Here is an 18,168-nt window from a genome sequence, read left to right as displayed (position 1 = left end):
TTGGACACCAGTCATAGAATAATAGTTATATATTTTTTTAGATAAATACATCTAATATTAAGGTAAATGCAAATGCGACAAACGATAGGATCGTTTCCATCACTGTCCATGTTTTGAACGTTTCTTTTACAGTTAAACCTAAATATTCTTTTACTAACCAGAAACCTGCGTCATTTACATGAGAAAACATTAGAGATCCGGCACCTGTTGCAATAACAAGTAATTCTAAATTAACTCCTGACATATGTGCCACGACTGGCGATACGATTCCGGCAGCGGTTGTTAATGCAACAGTTGCGGAACCAGTTGCAATTCGGATCAGTCCAGCTACTAAGAAGGCAAGAACAATTGGTGATAAGGATATTTGTTCAGCCATAGTGGCAATGGCATTACCAACACCACTGTCAATTAGAATTTGCTTAAAGCCTCCGCCGGCACCGATGATAAGGATAATTGAAGAAAGTGGTAATAAACACTCGTCTGTTAATTTTTTCAATAGGTTTTTATTCATTCCTTGGCGGTAACCCAGGAAGAAGTAAGCAGCGAAACACGAGATTAATAGAGCAATGACAGGGCTTCCAATTAATAAGAAGAACTGTTCAATGAATCCAGGTAATGAAACATATGGCGCTACGATAGCTAGAACCATTAATAGTACTGGCAACAAGATTATAAAAAATGAGACCCCAGTACTTGGCAATTGATTTGACTTTGTTTCTACTCGAATTAGTTCAGGTTCTCCCACAGGAACTACACGTTTATGAATCCATTTTGCAAAAATTGGTCCAGCAATTAATGCTGTTGGAAAAGCAATGATTAATGAATAAAGAAGAACATGTCCCATGTTAGCATTATAAATACTAATCGCTGTCATCGCCCCTGGATGTGGCGGGACTAAACCGTGTACAATAGATAATCCGGCAAGAACAGGAATACCTATTAATAAAATATTTTGGTTCGTTGATTTTCGGATAGAAATAACTAAGGGAAGTAAGATCACTAAACCAACTTCAAAAAATACCGGAATCCCAATAATAAATCCTGATAAGAGCATAGCCCAAGGAAGTTTCTTTAAACTGAATCTTTTAATAAAGAAATCAGCTACTTGCATTCCAGCTCCTGAATCAGACATCATCTTTCCTAAGATGGTACCAAGAGCTAATATACCAACAAGATGTCCGAGAACAGCCCCGACACCTGTTTCATAAGCGTGGGCAATTTTGTCCATTGGCAGCCCTGCAAAAACCGCTAGAAATAAACTTGCTACTGTTAAACTTATGAATGCATGCCATTTCCTCCACGAAACTCCTAATATAACAATGATGATTGCAACTACTGTAATGCCTAGTAAATATAAATCCATCAATTTCCTCTCCTCTGGGTAAACGCTTCCATTTTGCGTAAAGTTAGCTACTGTATCGAATCATTATACGTAACAATATAATTTTGTTTTTCTGTGTGATAGTAGCCTTCACTATATTCCAATACATTCCCATCTCCATCGCTGGAACGTCTTATTCTTTTTAATAATGCTGTGTCCTTTTCGAGCTTTAATGTTTTACAAATATGAGCAGGTGCAATGGATACAGCGAACTCATCTCGAAATGATTCAAGACGAACATTATGGTCCTCCAAAAGGCGATACAAAGAATTAATCTGAACATCTTTTAACTCTTCTTTACTTAAGTCCAGTAGAATATAGTGAGTGAAGTAAATATATGGTTCATTGTCCAATAAGTAAATCCGATCAATTTGAATGCAATGATCCCCAAATATAGAAAGAAGAGCGGATTCCGAAGATATTTCAACCTGCTTAATACTTAGTACTTTTTTTGTAATATGATGGCCTTCCTCTACCAATATCTCTGTAAAACGCTTTCCTTTTGAAAGCTTTGCATTGGTAACATTTGCAATTACCTTCGTTCCCTTACCGCTTCTTTTTTCAAGATATCCTTCTTGAACAAGTTCTTTAATCGCATTTCGAACAGTTATTTTGCTCACATTAAATTCTTCTTCTAATTGAGGCTCGGAGGGAATGTTTTTGTTAATTGCGTATACACCATGTAAAATACGATCTTTCAATATTTCTTTAATTTGTAAATACAATAGCCCTTTTCTTCTATTCACTTTCATTCCCTATCTCCTGCCTTTATCTTTTTATATCTTCAATCGTTCCTACCATGGCCGACAGGATTTCTGTTTCTGTTGACATGGGGGTATCCCCGACAATCGTACATGCGAGCATACCAGCTGCTGCTGCAAACTGGACTGTTTTCTCAGAAGGAAAACCAGCCAATTCACCGTGTAAAATTCCGCTGGTATAAGCATCGCCAGCACCAATTCTATCTAATACAGAAAAAGAACTGTTCTTGGAAAAAACAAATGTTCCGTTTTTATACATATAACCTCTTAGTGAATGAGTATTATCGTTGTTAATCGCTCGATGGGTTCCTGCTATCGTTTGAATGTCAAACCTCTTTGCCACCTTTGGAATAAGATTCTTCAGTTGTTCTTCTTTTGATTTTTTATCGGTCTCCATTCCTAAAATAAACATCGCATCTTTTTCATTCATCAATACGACATCGGCTAAAGCAAGCATATCTTCATAATGTGGTTTTGCTTGAGTGTATCCATCATCCCATAAGGATGGGCGGTAATTACAATCAAAACAGACGAGGCCGCCTTTTTCTTTAACCTTATTGGCGAGTATTTTTATATTCTCACGAACTTGATCTGTCATGGCAAGCGTAATACCGCAAAAGTGAATGATATCGGCATTTTCAGCAATCAAATCCATGTCATAATCAGATAATGAAGCTTTATTAAAGCTACTTTCCAAACGATTCGTATAAGTAACACGGCTGGCACGCTGTCCAAATCCATTTTCTAAAAAATACATACCAACATATTTACCGCCTCTGGAAATGAAATCTCTCCCAATTCCTAAACGGTGTAAAAAGGAAATTGCTGCATCTCCCAATGGGTTATTCGGTAATTTTGTAACAAGATATCCATCATAGCCAAGCTTTGTCATTGCAGAAGCTACATTTACTCCCGTGCCTGAAAAAGAGTATTCTAATGTGTTCGCTTGTGTCAGCAGTTCATAACCTGGTACCTGCATACGCATCATCACTTCTCCAAATGCGACGATTTTTTTAGACATATTGAGCAACCAGTTCTTTTGTAATTGCTAATAATTTTCTTACATCTTCCTCATTAGTTTTTCCAGTCTTCTTATTAATAATAGACGAATACACATGAGGAATAATTTTAGACACGTTTGCATCTAATGCAATTTCTAGAATCGTTCCAAAGTTATCCAAATCAATGCCGCCGGTTGGTTCTAAAGCAAATCCTTCCTCACCACACGCTTTTGCTACTGCGCGAAATTCGTCTTCATGTTTTAATCCTTTCATCGGGAAGTATTTCAATGCATTCCCCCCCATATCACGAACGAGCGCAATTGCGGCTTTTATTGGTACGATGGCGGTTTCCTTGGTTCCAGCACTTATTGGGCCAGTAGAAATATTTACATAACCCACTTTATCAGTCGGCGAAACCAGAGAATTAATCCAGCTCTTTTTTTCTCCTAGATTTGCCCGTGTAGCCCCTACAGCAGGAAAAACTTGATTAATATGGCTTCCAGGATAATATTTAGCAATTTCTGCTACAACAGCAGCCTGCTTGTTATCGCCAGCACCTAATCCGATTGAAACTGCATCATCTATTGCTGCTCCATATTCTTTCATGGCCGTAACAGCAGCTTCTACAGAAGGATAATCCTTTGAAAGCACACCCAATAAAACATGTCCTTCTGCTGCTTCAAAAACTTCCTTTGCATTTTCAATACTATTAGCCAAAACATTTAAGGCTACTCGATTTTGATAAAAATGTTTTTCAATGTTCATCATTCTTCTCCTCCCAAAATTGCTTTTAATTTCGCTTCGATTACATAGATGTCATCACCCTGCAACGGCCGAGGATCAATATCAAAAAAGCCTTGGCGAATTCCGTAATCCCGCGTATAAATAGCAATTTCTCCATTTCTTAACTTGTCATTTACTTTTTTCGCTGTTGTTTTGGTAACAGAAGGGTCGATATGAATCCGTGCTCTAAAAATGGCTCGTCCCGCTTCATCTTGTACAATCGTTACTTTTACACCATCTATTGAATCTAGTGATTTAAGAGCTTCAAGACTGGCTTTTTCCTTTTCACTATTGTCCTTTTTGACAAAATATTCATCCAATGCCTGCAACAGGCCAAAGGTGGTTTCCTTCCCAACCTTCATACTTCTTCCAATACAATGCAGCTGAACTTTCAACCGTTCTATATATTTTTGCTTTCCGGCAACAATTCCAGATGTCGGCCCTTCAATGGCTTTAGAACCGCTATAAATAGCTAAATCGGAAACTTGAACGTATTTCTTCAAATCTTCTTCAGCTGCAGCATCAACGATTAGCGGAATATGATTTGCTTGTGCAACCTTCCAGGCTTCTTCAACCGAAATCATATTTTTTTGTACAGCATGATGAGATTTTACAAATAAAATCGCAGCCGTATTCTCATTTATCGCATCAGCGATATGCTCTGCTTTCCCTTCATTGGCGTAACCAACTTCAACTAGATTCCCGCCGCCTAGAAAAACCATCGTTTCGACCGGTGCACCATATTGTACATTTTGGCCTTTTAACATGATGATCTCATTTTTTTGAATCGTTTCTTGGTGGAGTCTTTCACTCTTCCGGCGGTTTCCTTCCGTAACAATCGCCGCTACAGAAAGAGCTATACCACTTGACGCAGAGTTTACGACAACGGCTGCTTCAGATTGAAGCAGACCTGCAATATGCTCTCCTGCTTTATCTACTAAATCTGAAATTTCAACATAATTTTGTCCGCCGATTTTCATTGCTTCCATTACCGTATTCGTGGGAGCCGAAACGCCTAAAATACTCATCCTTCCACTTGCATTAATAACCCTTTTCAAACCATATTTAGCATTCAATGTATTCTCCATTTATAACCACTCCTCTTACAACAATTCTTTGATCTGCTTTTCGTTCTTCACCTTCAGAATCAATTAATGTAATCGATTCATTTTCAACTGAAAATAATGTGAGGTTTGCAACATCTCCTGCCAAAATTCTCCCAAGGGCTGGTCTTTTTAACCACTTTGCAGCGTTTACTGTAACAGCATCAATAACCTCTTTAAGGGGATAACCCAAATATAAAAACTTTGTTAAGACGTTAGCCATGCTATAGACCGGTCCATGGAGCCGATTTTTCCGATAGATATCTGTACTAATCGTATTAAAGTGAATATTATGTTCTTTTGCATGCTCTGCTGTTCGAAAAGAGAAACTTGCATTTCCATGGCCAACATCCAAATGAACCCCTCGTTCAATTGCCTTAATAAGCCTAGGAAGAGGTTTTCCAGATTCTTCGAATAAATTGTTTGCTTTCCCATTTAAGTAATGGGTAATAACATCATTTTTCACTAATAAATCAAGGATTTCATTAATATCTGGCGGACCCGATCCAATATGGACCATGAGCGGTAAATCACTATCCTTCGAAAACCTGCGAGCTATTTGTAAAGGTTCTACACCGTTGGGTCCAACAACGCTTTTGCTTATCCTAGCTTTAAGTCCAACAATAAATTCCTTATTTGCTGTTACAGACTTTATTAATTCCTCTTTATTTAACCAAGTAAGATCGGATAGTTCATCGATTTGCTTTAAGCCAATTCGTGAAATATTCAAGAAGGCGAGCACATTTGTTTTGGATTTTTTCGAATTGCTACCCAAGTCATGAATTCGATCAGCCCCGGTACTTCCAGCATCAATAATGGTTGTTACACCTGTTTTATAACCAATCTCATCAATATCATCTCCGTACGGATCGAATTCCGGAAAAGCGTGTACATGCATATCAATCCATCCGCTGGAAATGTAAACTTTGTTTTTAAAATCCAATATTTTTTCTCCATCTCCGGTTCCTGGCGGAGCAATGTCTACAATTTTCCTGTTTTCAACTACAATGTCTGCACCATTTCCATCTGTCGTTTCTACATTCCGTAAAACGAATCTAGATGTCATTTTTATCATCACCTTAATTAATGTAAACGCTTGATTGTTTTGTTTACGTTTATTATTTTCTCTTTTCAAAAACAGATTAACACTTTTTATTATTCAGGTCAATATAACGTTATAATGTTTAAATTTACTTCAAACTGGATTAGTTGAGGACTTATTTTAAGTATTTTGATCTTTTAAGAAAAAGAAAAAACAATGAATCAGAACAAATAGATATACAAACCTCGGAGGAAGGAACATAGAAAAGTCTCTCCTAATTCATTTATCGAATTAGATTGAAGCTATGAATACGTTATCTGTTAATAAGCTAAAAATTATGAGGAATTGCAAGATAAGGCTTTATATTACCAAATGGTAAACAGGCTAGATGTATACATTACTGGCGGCATCATTGAGGGACACGAAAAACCCAAGCGCATTCTTTAGGACGTGCTTGGGTACTTGTTTATCTAGTTTCAGGATGAAAATACTTCCATAAGCAAAAGTTTGCTCTTCATACCAATTAAAAACCTTTTTAGACTAATAGTTTCAATATGTGTAAGTACCCTCTGTCAGGTTAAGATTATTGCGCGATGTATGTGATTGCTTTCGCTGTAATACTTACACCGAAGAAGCATGTAATACCGGGGATGAACCATAAGGCTGCTCCCAGCAAGAGAAAGATGCAGGCATAGCCTACGTTTTGTTTTGGATGTAGGCAGGCGTGTGCAAATGATCGTTTGATTTGCGCCATCGTCGATTTGTCTGTCTGAAAAAAGTGGAAGAAGTGTACGATACAGAGCAGTAAAAAGCATATCGTGCTTATGACGACAAGCTTTAGTATTGGCTGCGCGCCTGGAAGAATCAGTAAGTTGGAGCTCATGAGAATGAGCATGGTGATCCATATGATCGATGCTTTATTAATAGGAAAGAAGGCGTTACGATATGCTTGGCGAAAAACGTGAAAGATCGCAGTCGCTGATGTGTCAGTCTGTTGTTTTGTAACTTTTAGGAGTGCGTATGTTGCTGGAAATAAACCAAAGATGACTAATCCTGCCAGAGTAAAGAGTATCCATAGTATTTGTACATATGCATACCAATATATTTTTTGAAGAAGGTTGGCATATTGGGTTAACACGGTATTCATAGGATCACCACCACGTTGTTAGATGTGCTGTTCGGTTTAACGGTCTTGTAAGAACTGTACTGCTTGCTTAATATTTCCGAGGGCATTTGTGCCCGCTTCGCGTTCAACAATTAGGTAACCGTCGTAGCCAATATCTTGGAGTGCTTGAAAGTATTTATCAAATGGAACAGAGCCTTTTCCGAGCGGTGTTTCTCTGAACCCTGTGCCATTTTCGACCATTTCTGCAATAGCGGCGTGGCTCATCGGCTCGTATCCGAGTTTACCGTAAACATTCCGTGGATCAACAAAGCCGAGCTTTTTCCCGTCTTTGACGTGTGTGTGAACGATATAATCCTTTAGCGTATAGACACCCTGTACAGGATCATCGCCTGTAACCATCACCATGTTGGCTGGGTCGAAGTTGACAGATACACCGTTTGTTGACAGCTGGTCGAGAAACGATTTGAGCCGATCAACAGGTTCAGGCCCAGTTTCTACTGCAAAGTACGCATCTAACGATGAGGCAAATACTCCAAGCTCTTCGCATGCTTCTAGCATTGTCTGGTATACGTGATTTTCTTCTTCTGGGATAATGCCGATATGCGTCGTAACGATTGGTGCACCAAGCTCAACAGCAAGCTCTAATATACGTTTGGACGTATCAATCTTTTCAGCGTTCACACTTCGATCTTGAAATCCGTGGCCGCCTAAGTCCCCGCATAGTGCGGAAATGGTTAAGCGATTGGCTTGCAGCTCTTCTTTCAACCGCTTTTTTGTGTCAGTGGTGATCGTTTTTGGATTCATTTCTCCAGAGACAGCATACAGTTGTACCCCTTGTACATTTAGGTCTCCAGCTAAACGCAGACCGTCCCATAGTCCTTGTTGAAAACCGTCTGCAATAACACCTATTGGATTATGCATACGTCCTTCCCTCCTTGTTTATTATTTTCTGTACATATTGGAAGCCTTTTTCCGTACCATACAAACAAGGTTCGATTCCTTCAAATTCAATTGACAAGAAGCCATCGTAACTACTTTCTATAATGGTATGCAGGATGTCGTTGATTGGCAGGTCACCTTGTCCGATAATGGAGCCCCTTATTTTTTTACCCCCTGCGGTTTGAATCCAATCGCCCTGAAGCAGATGGTTTGCTTCGCGTATGTAAAAGTCTTTGATATGTACCATTGAAACATACGGCAAACACTTTTTCACTGCAATTGCTGGGTCCTCATCCGTACAAACGAAATTGCCAACGTCTAGGGTTAAGCGAAAATTAGGATGATCGACTCGATCCAACAAGGCGATGATTCGGTCACTACCTTGTAAATAGAATCCATGATTTTCAATAGATGTCACAATACCGTAGGATGACGCATATTCGGTAATTTCTTTGCATGCAACGGCAAGTTGATCAAGCTCATTAATAAACGTCGTAATTGTAGCGTTCGCTCGTGTGGCTGCATCATGCCTCATAAGTGTAACACCAAGTGCCGCTGCCACATCGACCTCATTTTTCACTCTCTTAATTTCATCTCTGTATTGCTTTTCATCCTCTACTGCAAAGTTAGCGCTGATTGCATAGTTGGAAATTTCTAATCCTGCCTGGTTCGCCTGTTCACGAATGATGGGTGCGGTATCTAAAGTGACCGCTAAGCCGTGTGGTACGATTTCTACGTGCGTGGCTCCTATTTGTTTGATCCATTGAAACATCCCCTCGACGGCTATTTCGTTCGACTGGAGCGCATGTAATAAGCTGTAGGTGCTGACACCAATTTTCATACGATAGACTCCCTTTTTCGATTTTGAAACGTAATTTCTTGGCGTTTTCCAGCCGATTCATAAATTCCATTCAGTATTCTCATCATTTCAACACCATCGTCCAGTGAGCTAATCGGTGTCTCTCCTGTTTGGCAGCACTGAATAAAGTGATCAATTTCTCTTGTGAATGCTTGTTTTACATCTAATGTTGGTGAATCGGTTTGCGGAAAGACGTTGAGCATTGTATTGTGCTTTTCGGTCATCATTTTAAGCTCAGGCTCGATTTCTAGCCCACCTTTTGTACCGTAAAGCTTTACTGTTGTCTCGTCTTTGGATGCATGCAGTGTGTAGCTCACGTCTACCATTAGGGATGCACCATTTTCAAAGCGAATGATTGCGTTCGCTAAATCTTCGACATTATTCTGATTTGGATCGTAATCAGCTGCTTTATAAAAAGATACATGTTGAATGTTCGATCGGTTTCCTAGCTCATAGTATGTGTTAGCACTAATGGATATCGGCTTCGGCTTGCCCATTAAATACCAACATAAATCAATGACATGTATACCGATATCAATCAGCGGGCCTCCACCGGACTTCTGTTTATCTGCAAACCAGCCTCCTGGATTACCAGCTCGGCGTAAGAAAGAGGTTTTGGCGTAGTAGAACTCACCAAACATTCCGCCATCAGTAAATTGCTTCATCATTTGTGTATTCGGATCAAAGCGGCGTACAACGCCTACCTGTACGACAGTACCCGCCTCTCTAGCAGCCTCTTGAATTCGCTCTGCCTCTTCTACACGAATAGCAATTGGCTTTTCTATTAATACGTGCTTTCCAGCCTGCAGTGCAGCAATCGCAATATCTGCATGTGTATAATTCCACGTGCAGATGCTTACGGCATTTAAGTCCTCTAGTTCTAACATCTCTTCATAGTTATCAAATACGTGCGGGACACTGTATTGGGAAGCTACCTGCTCCGCACGCGCTTTTTGTTGATCACAAATCGCGAAAATTTCTGCATCTGACTGCTTCCTATAAGCGTCAAGATGCTCATGCGAAATCGAACCTGTTCCAATAATTCCTACGCGAATACGTTTCATTTTCTACTCCTCCTTTATTTCAAGCATTCCTTTGTACACACCTTTTTCGGATCCTGGGATGTCCATCGCTCCAACTGTCTGTTTGTAAAAAGACACCGGTCCGGCACCTCCAATAATGGCATACGCATAACCCATATGCTTCATTTCATTCAAGCTTTCTACTAGGAGCGCATGTCCAATCCCTTTACCACGTTCCGCTTTGTCTACTCCCGTTGGTCCAAAAAAATTACGGGAGGTGACATTATAACAAGCAAATCCTATTAGCTTGCCATCTTCAACAGCAATGAGGCATGAAGCCGGTGTTTGTGTACATGCGACATCACATTCACTAGCCCATTTTTCCGAAAAATGCTCTCTCACCCATGCGACCACGATATGCTTCTCAGGGGGTATTGGTTTCCGAATCGTCCATGGCTGGTGTGTGGTTGACTCTAGCTGTGGTATTCGATACAGCGGTACTAGCAAATCTCCCATTGGTTCACCGCCTCCTCTTATGATATTAGAATCAGTTGATTAACACTGTTTCATACACCTTCCTAACCTTTTACTGATCCTGCTACCATTCCTTTCATAATTTGCTCTTGGAAGAATACATACATCAAGATTGTTGGTATAACGGCAATCGCCATTGCTGCCATCGTTAATCCATAATCCGTGCTAAATCCGTTAGAAAAGACAGCTAAACTAAGCGGTAACGTTTTTAACGACGAATCGTTAATAAATACAAGCGCAAACACGAACTCATTCCAGTATCGTAAGAATGCCAGGATCGCCACCGTTGACAAAGCCGGAACAGACAACGGAAGAATTATCCGGAAAAAAATGCCCCAATAGCCTGATCCATCCATTACAGCCGCTTCCTCAATCTCTTTCGGAATCGACGACATATAAGCGACTGTTAAAAAGATCGCAATGGGAAGTTCAAAAGCGGTATATGGTAAAATAAGGGCCCAGTACGTATTCAGCAGCCCAACCTCATTCATTAACGTAAAAAGTGGCACGAGTGTACTATGAATCGGAATCAGCATTCCGAGTAAAAAGAAAACCATCAAAAATCCTTTTAAACGAAATTTAAATCGCGACAATGCATATGCTGTAAGCGCACCGAGAAACACGGTTAATACCGTAGCTGCAACGGTTACGATGGCTGAGTTCATCATCGCCCGTCCCATTTCAGCAATCTGCCATGCACGAACAATATTATCGAACGTCCACTCCTCTGGAAGAGAATAAGGATGATTGAAAAACTCTTCATTTGTTTTAAACGCACTAATCATCAGCCAATACAGCGGATAAATCATTGATAAAGAAAACACAATTAAAAAACCATTTTTCAGTATACGAAACACAACCTGTTTGATTTGAAATGTCACAGAAGGTGCTTGCTTTTCGAGTACTAATTTTTGCTCCATCATACGCCCCTTCCTTCCTGTTTTCTCCTCATTAACAGCTGACTAATAACAATTAAAATTAAGCTTACAATAATAATCATAGTTGACACAGCAGAACCATATCCATAGCGATAGACCATAAACGTATTATTGTACATATAGGTAGCCAACAGTTCCGTTGATTGTGCTGGACCGCCGCCCGTCATGACAAATACTTGGTCAAAGGCCTTCAAACTTCCAGAAATACACAATACAACAGCGACCATAATTGTCACCCACATCATCGGCAATGTTATATGAATGAGCTTTTTGAATCCTGAAGCGCCGTCAATCTTGGCCGCATCATCTAATTCCGACGGTATATTCTGAAGTGCAGCAATAAAGATAATGAGATACGGACCTATGTAATTCCATATAATAGGTATTGACACTGCATACATATTAATGCTTGGATCCGCTAACCATGGGCGTGTCCACGATTCTAAGCCAACCGCTGTCAGCAGCGTATTGATAATGCCAAATTGCGGATGATAAATATATCCCCAAATCAGACCAACCACAACGGTAGAAATAACCATTGGTAAAAAGATAGCGGAACGTACAAACCGTTGAAACAACGAGCTTTTGCGAAGCATAAGGGCAAGACCTAGTGCAATTGGCACCTGACCAAACACCGAGGCACCAACAATAATTAAGTTATTTTTCAACGCCCGCCAAAAGATCGGATCCTTAATCACTTCTAAATAATTTGCCCACCCAATAAATAATGGTTCACCAACACCAGACCACTTAAAGAATCCATAATAGGCAGACCAAAAAATCGGAATAATAACGAAAAAGGTATAAAGCAAAAGGGCTGGAAGCAGTGTGACTGCAAGCATGCCCTTTACCTTTAGTACTGACTGCATGTTCTTCTCCCCCTTTTGCTTATGACATACTTACTTTATTCATCAACCGCTCGAGCCTGTGCCTGCTGTAACTTTTTTGCTACGGCTTTCTCATCTCCACCTAACATGATTTGTTGCAGCCCGGTATTGATCGCTTCACCAGCTGCCGCTGACAAATGCAAATCGTACACTGGTGCATACTCAACCTCACGTACTAATTTAAACGCATTATAAAATAGCGGACTCACTTTTTCTGGATTAATTTCCACGTCATACATTACCATGGAACTACTTTCCGCAATCGCTTTTTGCGCCTCCGCATTACTTAACGCATAAATGAGTTCAAGAGCCGCCTCTTTCTCCTCACCTTTTGTTTTACTGTTAAGTAAGAAGCCACCACCTGGTCCGCCCGTAATCGTGTTAGCCCGACCTTCACCTTCTGGAATGGCAGGAACAACAGATACCCCTATATTTTGCAAAGTTTCTTCCGATACAGAAGCCGCTAAGCTACTGATTGTCCATGATCCATTAATCATCATCGCCGCATTTCCTTGAGCAAAATACTGCTCTGCTTGTGTATTGTCAATCGCGTTTGCTCCATCCTGGTAAGCATTTGCATCCACTAACTGTTTAAAATATCCTAATGCTTCAATAAAAATGGGATCCGTAAAAGACGCTCCATCTTGCGCAATAGCATCCATAAACCATTCCGTACCTGTAACACGATCCGCAATCGCACCAAATGTAGTTGACTGAGCAACCCATGGCGCCTTGTTACCAATCGCAATCGGAGTAATCCCCTTTTCATTAAACGCATCCATCACCTGCATCAATTCATTCCATGTTTTAGGAACTTTTAGATTATTCTCTTCAAACAACTGTTTATTGTAGTACAAAAATGAAGTAGCAGACATCGCAACTGGAGCTGAATAAATCTCGCCATCACCATACTCGAACGCCTCAAGCCCACCAGGTAAAAATGAATCACGCCATTCTGGATGTTTCTCTAACAGTGGAGTAATCGGCTGAATCAAATCACCTTCATAAAACTCATCCGTAAAGCTTCCAGTATACGTCAAGAAAATATCTGGAAGCTCATCAGCTGCCGCTACCGTACTGATTCGCTGGCGGTAGCCATCAACCGGAATAGCTTGTACATCGACTTGAATTTCCGGATGTTCTTTCTGAAATTGTTCAATCATTCCACGAATCGTTTTTGCACGAAGATCATCGCCTGCAAAGTTATGCCAAATCGAAATTGTAATCCCATCTTTTGTATCAACTGAACCACCACTTTCTTCACCGTTGCATGCAGCTAACATAAGTAATAACAGAAGAACGACACTTACAAACCATTTCCTCATTTAAATAAGCCCCCCTTTTCAAATATAGACCCATTATATGTTAACGTTTTCATTCGCTAAAGGGGTCAAATCACAGACGTAGGGTAGAAAATACTAGAATATTAGAACTTTTTAGAGTATTAAAAAAGGAGGCTCCTTTTCTTGAGCATCCTATTTGTACTGATGACGGTATTTAGATGGTGTCATACCCGTATGCTTTTTAAACTGGTTGGTAAAATATTTCCAGTCTGCATACCCTACTAATTTCGAAATGTCCTTTACTTTGGCATCAGAGTGAAGGAGTAGTTCTTCTGCTTTTTTCATCCGAAGCTCTGTGAGGAGTTCAACATATGATTTTCCGGTTTCTTTACGGATCATATTGCTTAAATAGTTGGGGTGTATGTGGACGTGGTTAGCGACTTTATACAAAGTTAGTGATTCACCAATCTTCTGTTCGATATAATAAATGGCTGTTTGTACGTAACTATTTTGACGATTCGCTTGCTTTTGATAATCATCCATTACCTGTAAAAATAAGGGAGGGAGTGTTTGTTCCGGTGACGGAAACCATTCAGCAGCAGAGGGCAGTGATTTATAGTTACACGCCTCTTGTCCACTCGAAAGTGCTACCCGGTTGACGAAGCGAATCGTTGCGATAAATAGGGTTTGTACATATAGATGGATAGATCCTGGTGTCGCCTGAGGATGCGCAAACAACCAACCAATAAGATCTATCAGCCAACGCTTCAAATCCTCATGGTTACCAATCTTCATATAATTAAACAGCTCTTCCTCATGATCCGGTAGTCGTTCTATATGTGGGATGCCTACGCGTGACTTGATATCTTCTGCACCGATCAATGTACGATCTGGCAACAGCCATTTGTATAAAATAAGTGAAGTTGCTTGCTCAAAAGATGATGAAAGTTCTGTTAAAGATGACACTACCGTTCCGGCAAAAACAGGCTGGTGTAACAGTTGCGTGATTTTCTTGGTAGCCATACGTAATAGGTAATCATCCTCTAAACGGGTATCTCTTTGAACAATAATGACGGTTTTCTCGTTGTATGGGACCCATTTACCAAAAACATAGGTCTTCCAAAGTTTCTCGTAGTATGCCAGCTGACTTGGCTGTAACAGTTGATCGATTAGTAATAATTGAATCGGTGCCTTGTTAAGCTCCGGTATGAGTTCACATAGCCGATTGACATCTCCAGGATCAGCGATTTTGTGCAACAATCGCTTCATGAGCGCTGATATCATACGCTCACGTTCTCCCTGCTTCCACTGCACATGCTCCTTCGTATGCTCAAGCCTGTCTTTTGCTTTCTGCACCGCTCGTAAAATATCATCAGGAGCACTTGTTTTTAACAAATAGTCACAGACACCTTGACGTAGCGCCTCCTGAGCATAGGCAAATTCATCATATCCGGTTAATACAATCACTTCGATCGCAAGCTTACAGTCGTATACATATGCTGCTAAGTCGAGCCCACTTTTCCCCTTCATTCGAATATCCGTTAGAAGAATATCCGGCATTTCCTCACTGATGCGTTTTATCGCCTCTTCTGCTGATGATGCCGTCTCTAGCAATTCGAACCCGTTCTCACTCCAAGGAACCACCTTTCGCATCCCTTCTCGAATGATAATCTCATCATCAACGATCAATACTTTCATTAGAATTACCTCCTCTCTAATGGAATCGAAAACTGTACAGACGTACCAACGTTTAAACGACTCGTTATGCACATCCCCGCAGACGGGCCATAATGTAATAGAAGACGAAGATTCACATTCCTAAGCCCGTAGCCTTTACCAACAACTACCTCGCTATTTGCATCATATTCAAATTGCTTATGCAGCTGTTGTACCTTTTCCTCTGACATACCGACACCATTATCTTTAACTGTAACATGAAGATACGTTTGGTCCCACTCACCTATGACTTCAATGACACCGTCATCCACACTATTTGGAAATAGTCCGTGAATAATACTGTTTTCAATAAGTGGTTGAAACACAAGCTTTAGTATATACATCTGCTTTACATCATCCGGAAGACGAACGTCTAATTGGAATGAATTGGGGTAACGGATCTTCTGAATGTGCATGTAATGTGATAGATGGGCAAGTTCCTGTTCCACCGTACACCATTCATTACCTTTATTTAAACTAAATCGTAAAAAGCTGCTAAGAGATGAGACCATTTCCGAAATATTCTTCTCTCGTGCAGCAAGCGCCATCCAATGAACCGATGCGAGTGTATTATATAAGAAATGTGGATTGATTTGTGCTTGCAATGCCTGTAAATCAACCTCTCGCTTAATAGATTCATTTTTCTTGATGCGTGCCATTAACAATCGAATACGCTCATTCAAATGATTATAGTTTACAATCAGCTGACCGACCTCATCATGCGAATGTGGAACCAACTGTTCAACACCATCACCTGGATTCGACCTGCGAATCACTGTTGTTAATGACGAAAGCGGACCAATCACTTTGCGAACAAAAAATAAGACAAGTCCTGAAACAAGGAGGCCAGCAATAACCACTGCCATTATCGTTAACCACAAAAAGTAGCGGTTATTCGCACTATACTCTTGAAATGGAATAATGCCGATCAGCTTCCAACCAACATCTGACAGTGTGGTAGATAATACCGTCTTTTTTTCTCCATCCTTTTGATACGTAAACGCATGTCCTGCGGTACCTCTATCAACCAGTGAATAAATGCTCTTTAACTCCCGTGCACCTCCGAGTTTCTCGGACTGTCCTGCCAACACATTCCCCTTATACATCAGCAACACAAACCCATTCCACTCAAAATTGATCGATTCCAAATGCTCCTCAATAACTTGCTGATCCAAACTAATAGACAAGTGACCAATTAAATTGTAGCCATCTGTACTGCGAATCGGTCGCGACAATGTGATCATTTCTTGCGTTCCAAGTGACGTCTGGTGGTCATGGTGTGATGACCACCATTTACCAGCCTTATAATAGCCCATAGACTCTCTAATAGATGCCAAGGACGGAACGATCGAAATAGTCGGGTTATCATTGATCGGCTCAATTAAAACATTAGCGATATATGGTTTGGATAGTGCTAAATTTGATATAAAGCCATAAATAGCACGACGTTGCTGGATCGTATCCTGATTCATCTGTAAATATTGCTGTACATCTTCATTACCAATCAAGAAGACTGACATATTTTCCACATCATTAATAATAAATTCCAATTGAGTTTCAAGCTGCTGTAGCGAACTATTACCGGAAATCGTAGCACGCTCCTTTGATAGATGAACCGCGGTTAAATAAGAAAACAGACCAAGTAAACAAATCGGCAACAGCACTGCAAGCAGTATGAACACCGTTAGTTGATTTTGCAGTGAACGACGAAACCACCGTTTCATTACCGAGCAACCATTGTCGTATCAGACTGCATCAGCTGCTTCACATCAGCAAAAGAAGCAATCATCCCATTTTCTAATAATGTAAGCTTCAGTATCCTAGAAGCAACCCCAAATACAACCATTCTCACTTTTAACACTCCCCTTTTGTGATCCTCCAACCTTCTTTTTCTTAATCAGGCTGGTTTTAAATGAATTTTCTCTTAGAGACTTTCTGTATTCCGCCATACAAAGCGGCCTAATAAATTGTTTTTTTTAATAATGTAAAACCTATAACACGCTTTGAAAACTCCATATCAGTTGGCTATACTCACCTACTATTTTTTTGGACTTCCTTTTTCCAATAAGCTAAATAGTAATCAATCATAACAGATAGTGACATATTTACATTTTATAATGACAAATTCCGATTTGAAAGGACAGTAACCCCATTATCAAGAAAAAATAGCTTTCGTGGTATATGATAGATTCGGTGTAAAAATCTATAAAGTTAGTGAATCATTAATGTTTTGTGGTTCACTTGTGATGTACTGATTTGAGGAATACGGCCGAATCAACAATGTCCTCTAAATAACAGCGGAAAGAGAACATACGAAAATTACAAGTTTTTAAACATAAATATATAAAAATGAACCCCAAAAATTACCTTATTGTAGGAATTTCCAGGTTTCTGGGGGCCGAAAACGTGCCACCACTTTCACTGATACAAAAATAAGTTATACAATAGCTAATCTCACTATTGCTTTCCTTACCAACGCTTCATAGGGAGTAAGCCCTCCACGTTATCAGCTTACAACGTTGAATTATGTCTATTATAGAATGAACTTAGGTGCTTCCTGTAAGCCTGTTAGCCGTTCATATACCTGTAACATATCATGGATTTTCATAATTGTTATTCTTACTCATCCACTGTAACCTCACATTAGGTGATATACACATTTCTGTGTATTGCCAGTCTAGACCCGTACATTCAGAAGTTCGTCAGCTTAACCTTTTATTTTAGGTTCTTTTGCATTCTCACCATATTCATTCAACTCAAGCATCATGATTTACACCACCCCCGCGGGTAGGC

The 18,168-nt window shown here is 40.0% G+C and carries 17 protein-coding genes; all 17 read right to left on the bottom strand.

Features of this window, described 5'->3' with window-relative positions:
* Positions 1 to 37 precede the first annotated feature (37 nt).
* The 17 genes from ACJROX_RS12585 to ACJROX_RS12505 all read right to left on the bottom strand — a co-directional run bounded on the left by ACJROX_RS12585 (position 38) and on the right by ACJROX_RS12505 (position 17,227).
* Entirely contained in the window at positions 38 to 1,363 is a 1,326-nt protein-coding gene (locus tag ACJROX_RS12585; protein WP_408011091.1) for a gluconate:H+ symporter, read from the bottom strand.
* A gap of 47 nt (positions 1,364 to 1,410) precedes the next feature.
* Positions 1,411 to 2,133: a GntR family transcriptional regulator gene (locus tag ACJROX_RS12580; protein ID WP_408011090.1), complete on the bottom strand. Its 723-nt coding sequence runs from the start codon at positions 2,131 to 2,133 to the stop codon at positions 1,411 to 1,413.
* A 16-nt stretch (positions 2,134 to 2,149) separates the two neighbouring features.
* Positions 2,150 to 3,163: a sugar kinase gene (locus tag ACJROX_RS12575; RefSeq protein ID WP_408011089.1), complete on the bottom strand. Its 1,014-nt coding sequence runs from the start codon at positions 3,161 to 3,163 to the stop codon at positions 2,150 to 2,152.
* Positions 3,156 to 3,911: a 2-dehydro-3-deoxy-phosphogluconate aldolase gene (dagF, locus tag ACJROX_RS12570; protein WP_408011088.1), complete on the bottom strand. Its 756-nt coding sequence runs from the start codon at positions 3,909 to 3,911 to the stop codon at positions 3,156 to 3,158. Before dagF ends, ACJROX_RS12575 begins: the two co-directional genes overlap by 8 nt.
* Positions 3,908 to 5,014, bottom strand: a complete 1,107-nt coding sequence (locus tag ACJROX_RS12565) for a DgaE family pyridoxal phosphate-dependent ammonia lyase (protein ID WP_408011087.1) — start codon at positions 5,012 to 5,014, stop codon at positions 3,908 to 3,910. Before ACJROX_RS12565 ends, dagF begins: the two co-directional genes overlap by 4 nt.
* Positions 4,992 to 6,095, bottom strand: coding sequence for an amidohydrolase/deacetylase family metallohydrolase (locus ACJROX_RS12560; RefSeq protein WP_408011086.1), 1,104 nt, complete (start codon positions 6,093 to 6,095; stop codon positions 4,992 to 4,994). Before ACJROX_RS12560 ends, ACJROX_RS12565 begins: the two co-directional genes overlap by 23 nt.
* Before the next feature lie 559 nt (positions 6,096 to 6,654).
* Entirely contained in the window at positions 6,655 to 7,218 is a 564-nt protein-coding gene (locus ACJROX_RS12555; RefSeq protein WP_408011085.1) for a YesL family protein, read from the bottom strand.
* A gap of 36 nt (positions 7,219 to 7,254) precedes the next feature.
* On the bottom strand, positions 7,255 to 8,118 hold the full coding sequence (locus ACJROX_RS12550; RefSeq protein WP_408011084.1) for a sugar phosphate isomerase/epimerase family protein: 864 nt from the start codon (positions 8,116 to 8,118) through the stop codon (positions 7,255 to 7,257).
* Positions 8,111 to 8,977 carry a sugar phosphate isomerase/epimerase family protein gene (locus tag ACJROX_RS12545; RefSeq protein ID WP_408011083.1) on the bottom strand — a complete coding sequence of 289 codons (867 nt, stop codon included), beginning with the start codon at positions 8,975 to 8,977 and terminating at the stop codon, positions 8,111 to 8,113. The genes ACJROX_RS12550 and ACJROX_RS12545 overlap by 8 nt, the downstream gene beginning before the upstream one ends.
* On the bottom strand, positions 8,974 to 10,059 hold the full coding sequence (locus tag ACJROX_RS12540; protein ID WP_408011082.1) for a Gfo/Idh/MocA family protein: 1,086 nt from the start codon (positions 10,057 to 10,059) through the stop codon (positions 8,974 to 8,976). The genes ACJROX_RS12545 and ACJROX_RS12540 overlap by 4 nt, the downstream gene beginning before the upstream one ends.
* Before the next feature lie 3 nt (positions 10,060 to 10,062).
* Entirely contained in the window at positions 10,063 to 10,533 is a 471-nt protein-coding gene (locus ACJROX_RS12535; protein WP_408011081.1) for a GNAT family N-acetyltransferase, read from the bottom strand.
* A 62-nt stretch (positions 10,534 to 10,595) separates the two neighbouring features.
* Positions 10,596 to 11,471 (bottom strand): carbohydrate ABC transporter permease, encoded by an 876-nt coding sequence (locus ACJROX_RS12530; protein ID WP_408011080.1) that lies wholly within the window; start codon positions 11,469 to 11,471, stop codon positions 10,596 to 10,598.
* On the bottom strand, positions 11,471 to 12,358 hold the full coding sequence (locus ACJROX_RS12525) for a carbohydrate ABC transporter permease (RefSeq protein ID WP_408011079.1): 888 nt from the start codon (positions 12,356 to 12,358) through the stop codon (positions 11,471 to 11,473). Before ACJROX_RS12525 ends, ACJROX_RS12530 begins: the two co-directional genes overlap by 1 nt.
* Before the next feature lie 35 nt (positions 12,359 to 12,393).
* Entirely contained in the window at positions 12,394 to 13,701 is a 1,308-nt protein-coding gene (locus ACJROX_RS12520; protein ID WP_408011078.1) for an extracellular solute-binding protein, read from the bottom strand.
* Between the two features lie 150 nt (positions 13,702 to 13,851).
* Complete coding sequence (locus ACJROX_RS12515; RefSeq protein ID WP_408011077.1) at positions 13,852 to 15,357, bottom strand: helix-turn-helix domain-containing protein; 1,506 nt, start codon at positions 15,355 to 15,357, stop codon at positions 13,852 to 13,854.
* A gap of 5 nt (positions 15,358 to 15,362) precedes the next feature.
* Complete coding sequence (locus tag ACJROX_RS12510; protein ID WP_408011076.1) at positions 15,363 to 17,099, bottom strand: sensor histidine kinase; 1,737 nt, start codon at positions 17,097 to 17,099, stop codon at positions 15,363 to 15,365.
* Positions 17,099 to 17,227 carry a hypothetical protein gene (locus ACJROX_RS12505; RefSeq protein ID WP_408011075.1) on the bottom strand — a complete coding sequence of 43 codons (129 nt, stop codon included), beginning with the start codon at positions 17,225 to 17,227 and terminating at the stop codon, positions 17,099 to 17,101. The genes ACJROX_RS12510 and ACJROX_RS12505 overlap by 1 nt, the downstream gene beginning before the upstream one ends.
* Between the last annotated feature and the right edge of the window lie 941 nt (positions 17,228 to 18,168).

The sequence above is a fragment of the Pseudalkalibacillus sp. A8 genome (assembly GCF_045920555.1).
GTDB lineage: Bacteria > Bacillota > Bacilli > Bacillales > Fictibacillaceae > Pseudalkalibacillus.
This window is presented reverse-complemented; position numbering and strand designations above follow the sequence as displayed.

Bases quoted from the DNA above. Each gene is read 5' to 3' on its own strand.
- ACJROX_RS12575 (WP_408011089.1), bottom strand. From the start codon at position 3,163: ATGTCTAAAAAAATCGTCGCATTTGGAGAAGTGATGATGCGTATGCAG.
- ACJROX_RS12585 (WP_408011091.1), bottom strand. From the start codon at position 1,363: ATGGATTTATATTTACTAGGCATTACAGTAGTTGCAATCATCATTGTT.
- ACJROX_RS12525 (WP_408011079.1), bottom strand. From the start codon at position 12,358: ATGCAGTCAGTACTAAAGGTAAAGGGCATGCTTGCAGTCACACTGCTT.
- ACJROX_RS12555 (WP_408011085.1), bottom strand. From the start codon at position 7,218: ATGAATACCGTGTTAACCCAATATGCCAACCTTCTTCAAAAAATATAT.
- ACJROX_RS12580 (WP_408011090.1), bottom strand. From the start codon at position 2,133: ATGAAAGTGAATAGAAGAAAAGGGCTATTGTATTTACAAATTAAAGAA.
- ACJROX_RS12545 (WP_408011083.1), bottom strand. From the start codon at position 8,977: ATGAAAATTGGTGTCAGCACCTACAGCTTATTACATGCGCTCCAGTCG.
- ACJROX_RS12515 (WP_408011077.1), bottom strand. From the start codon at position 15,357: ATGAAAGTATTGATCGTTGATGATGAGATTATCATTCGAGAAGGGATG.
- ACJROX_RS12535 (WP_408011081.1), bottom strand. From the start codon at position 10,533: ATGGGAGATTTGCTAGTACCGCTGTATCGAATACCACAGCTAGAGTCA.
- ACJROX_RS12565 (WP_408011087.1), bottom strand. From the start codon at position 5,014: ATGGAGAATACATTGAATGCTAAATATGGTTTGAAAAGGGTTATTAAT.
- ACJROX_RS12540 (WP_408011082.1), bottom strand. From the start codon at position 10,059: ATGAAACGTATTCGCGTAGGAATTATTGGAACAGGTTCGATTTCGCAT.
- ACJROX_RS12520 (WP_408011078.1), bottom strand. From the start codon at position 13,701: ATGAGGAAATGGTTTGTAAGTGTCGTTCTTCTGTTATTACTTATGTTA.
- ACJROX_RS12550 (WP_408011084.1), bottom strand. From the start codon at position 8,118: ATGCATAATCCAATAGGTGTTATTGCAGACGGTTTTCAACAAGGACTA.
- ACJROX_RS12510 (WP_408011076.1), bottom strand. From the start codon at position 17,099: ATGAAACGGTGGTTTCGTCGTTCACTGCAAAATCAACTAACGGTGTTC.
- dagF (WP_408011088.1), bottom strand. From the start codon at position 3,911: ATGATGAACATTGAAAAACATTTTTATCAAAATCGAGTAGCCTTAAAT.
- ACJROX_RS12530 (WP_408011080.1), bottom strand. From the start codon at position 11,471: ATGGAGCAAAAATTAGTACTCGAAAAGCAAGCACCTTCTGTGACATTT.
- ACJROX_RS12560 (WP_408011086.1), bottom strand. From the start codon at position 6,095: ATGACATCTAGATTCGTTTTACGGAATGTAGAAACGACAGATGGAAAT.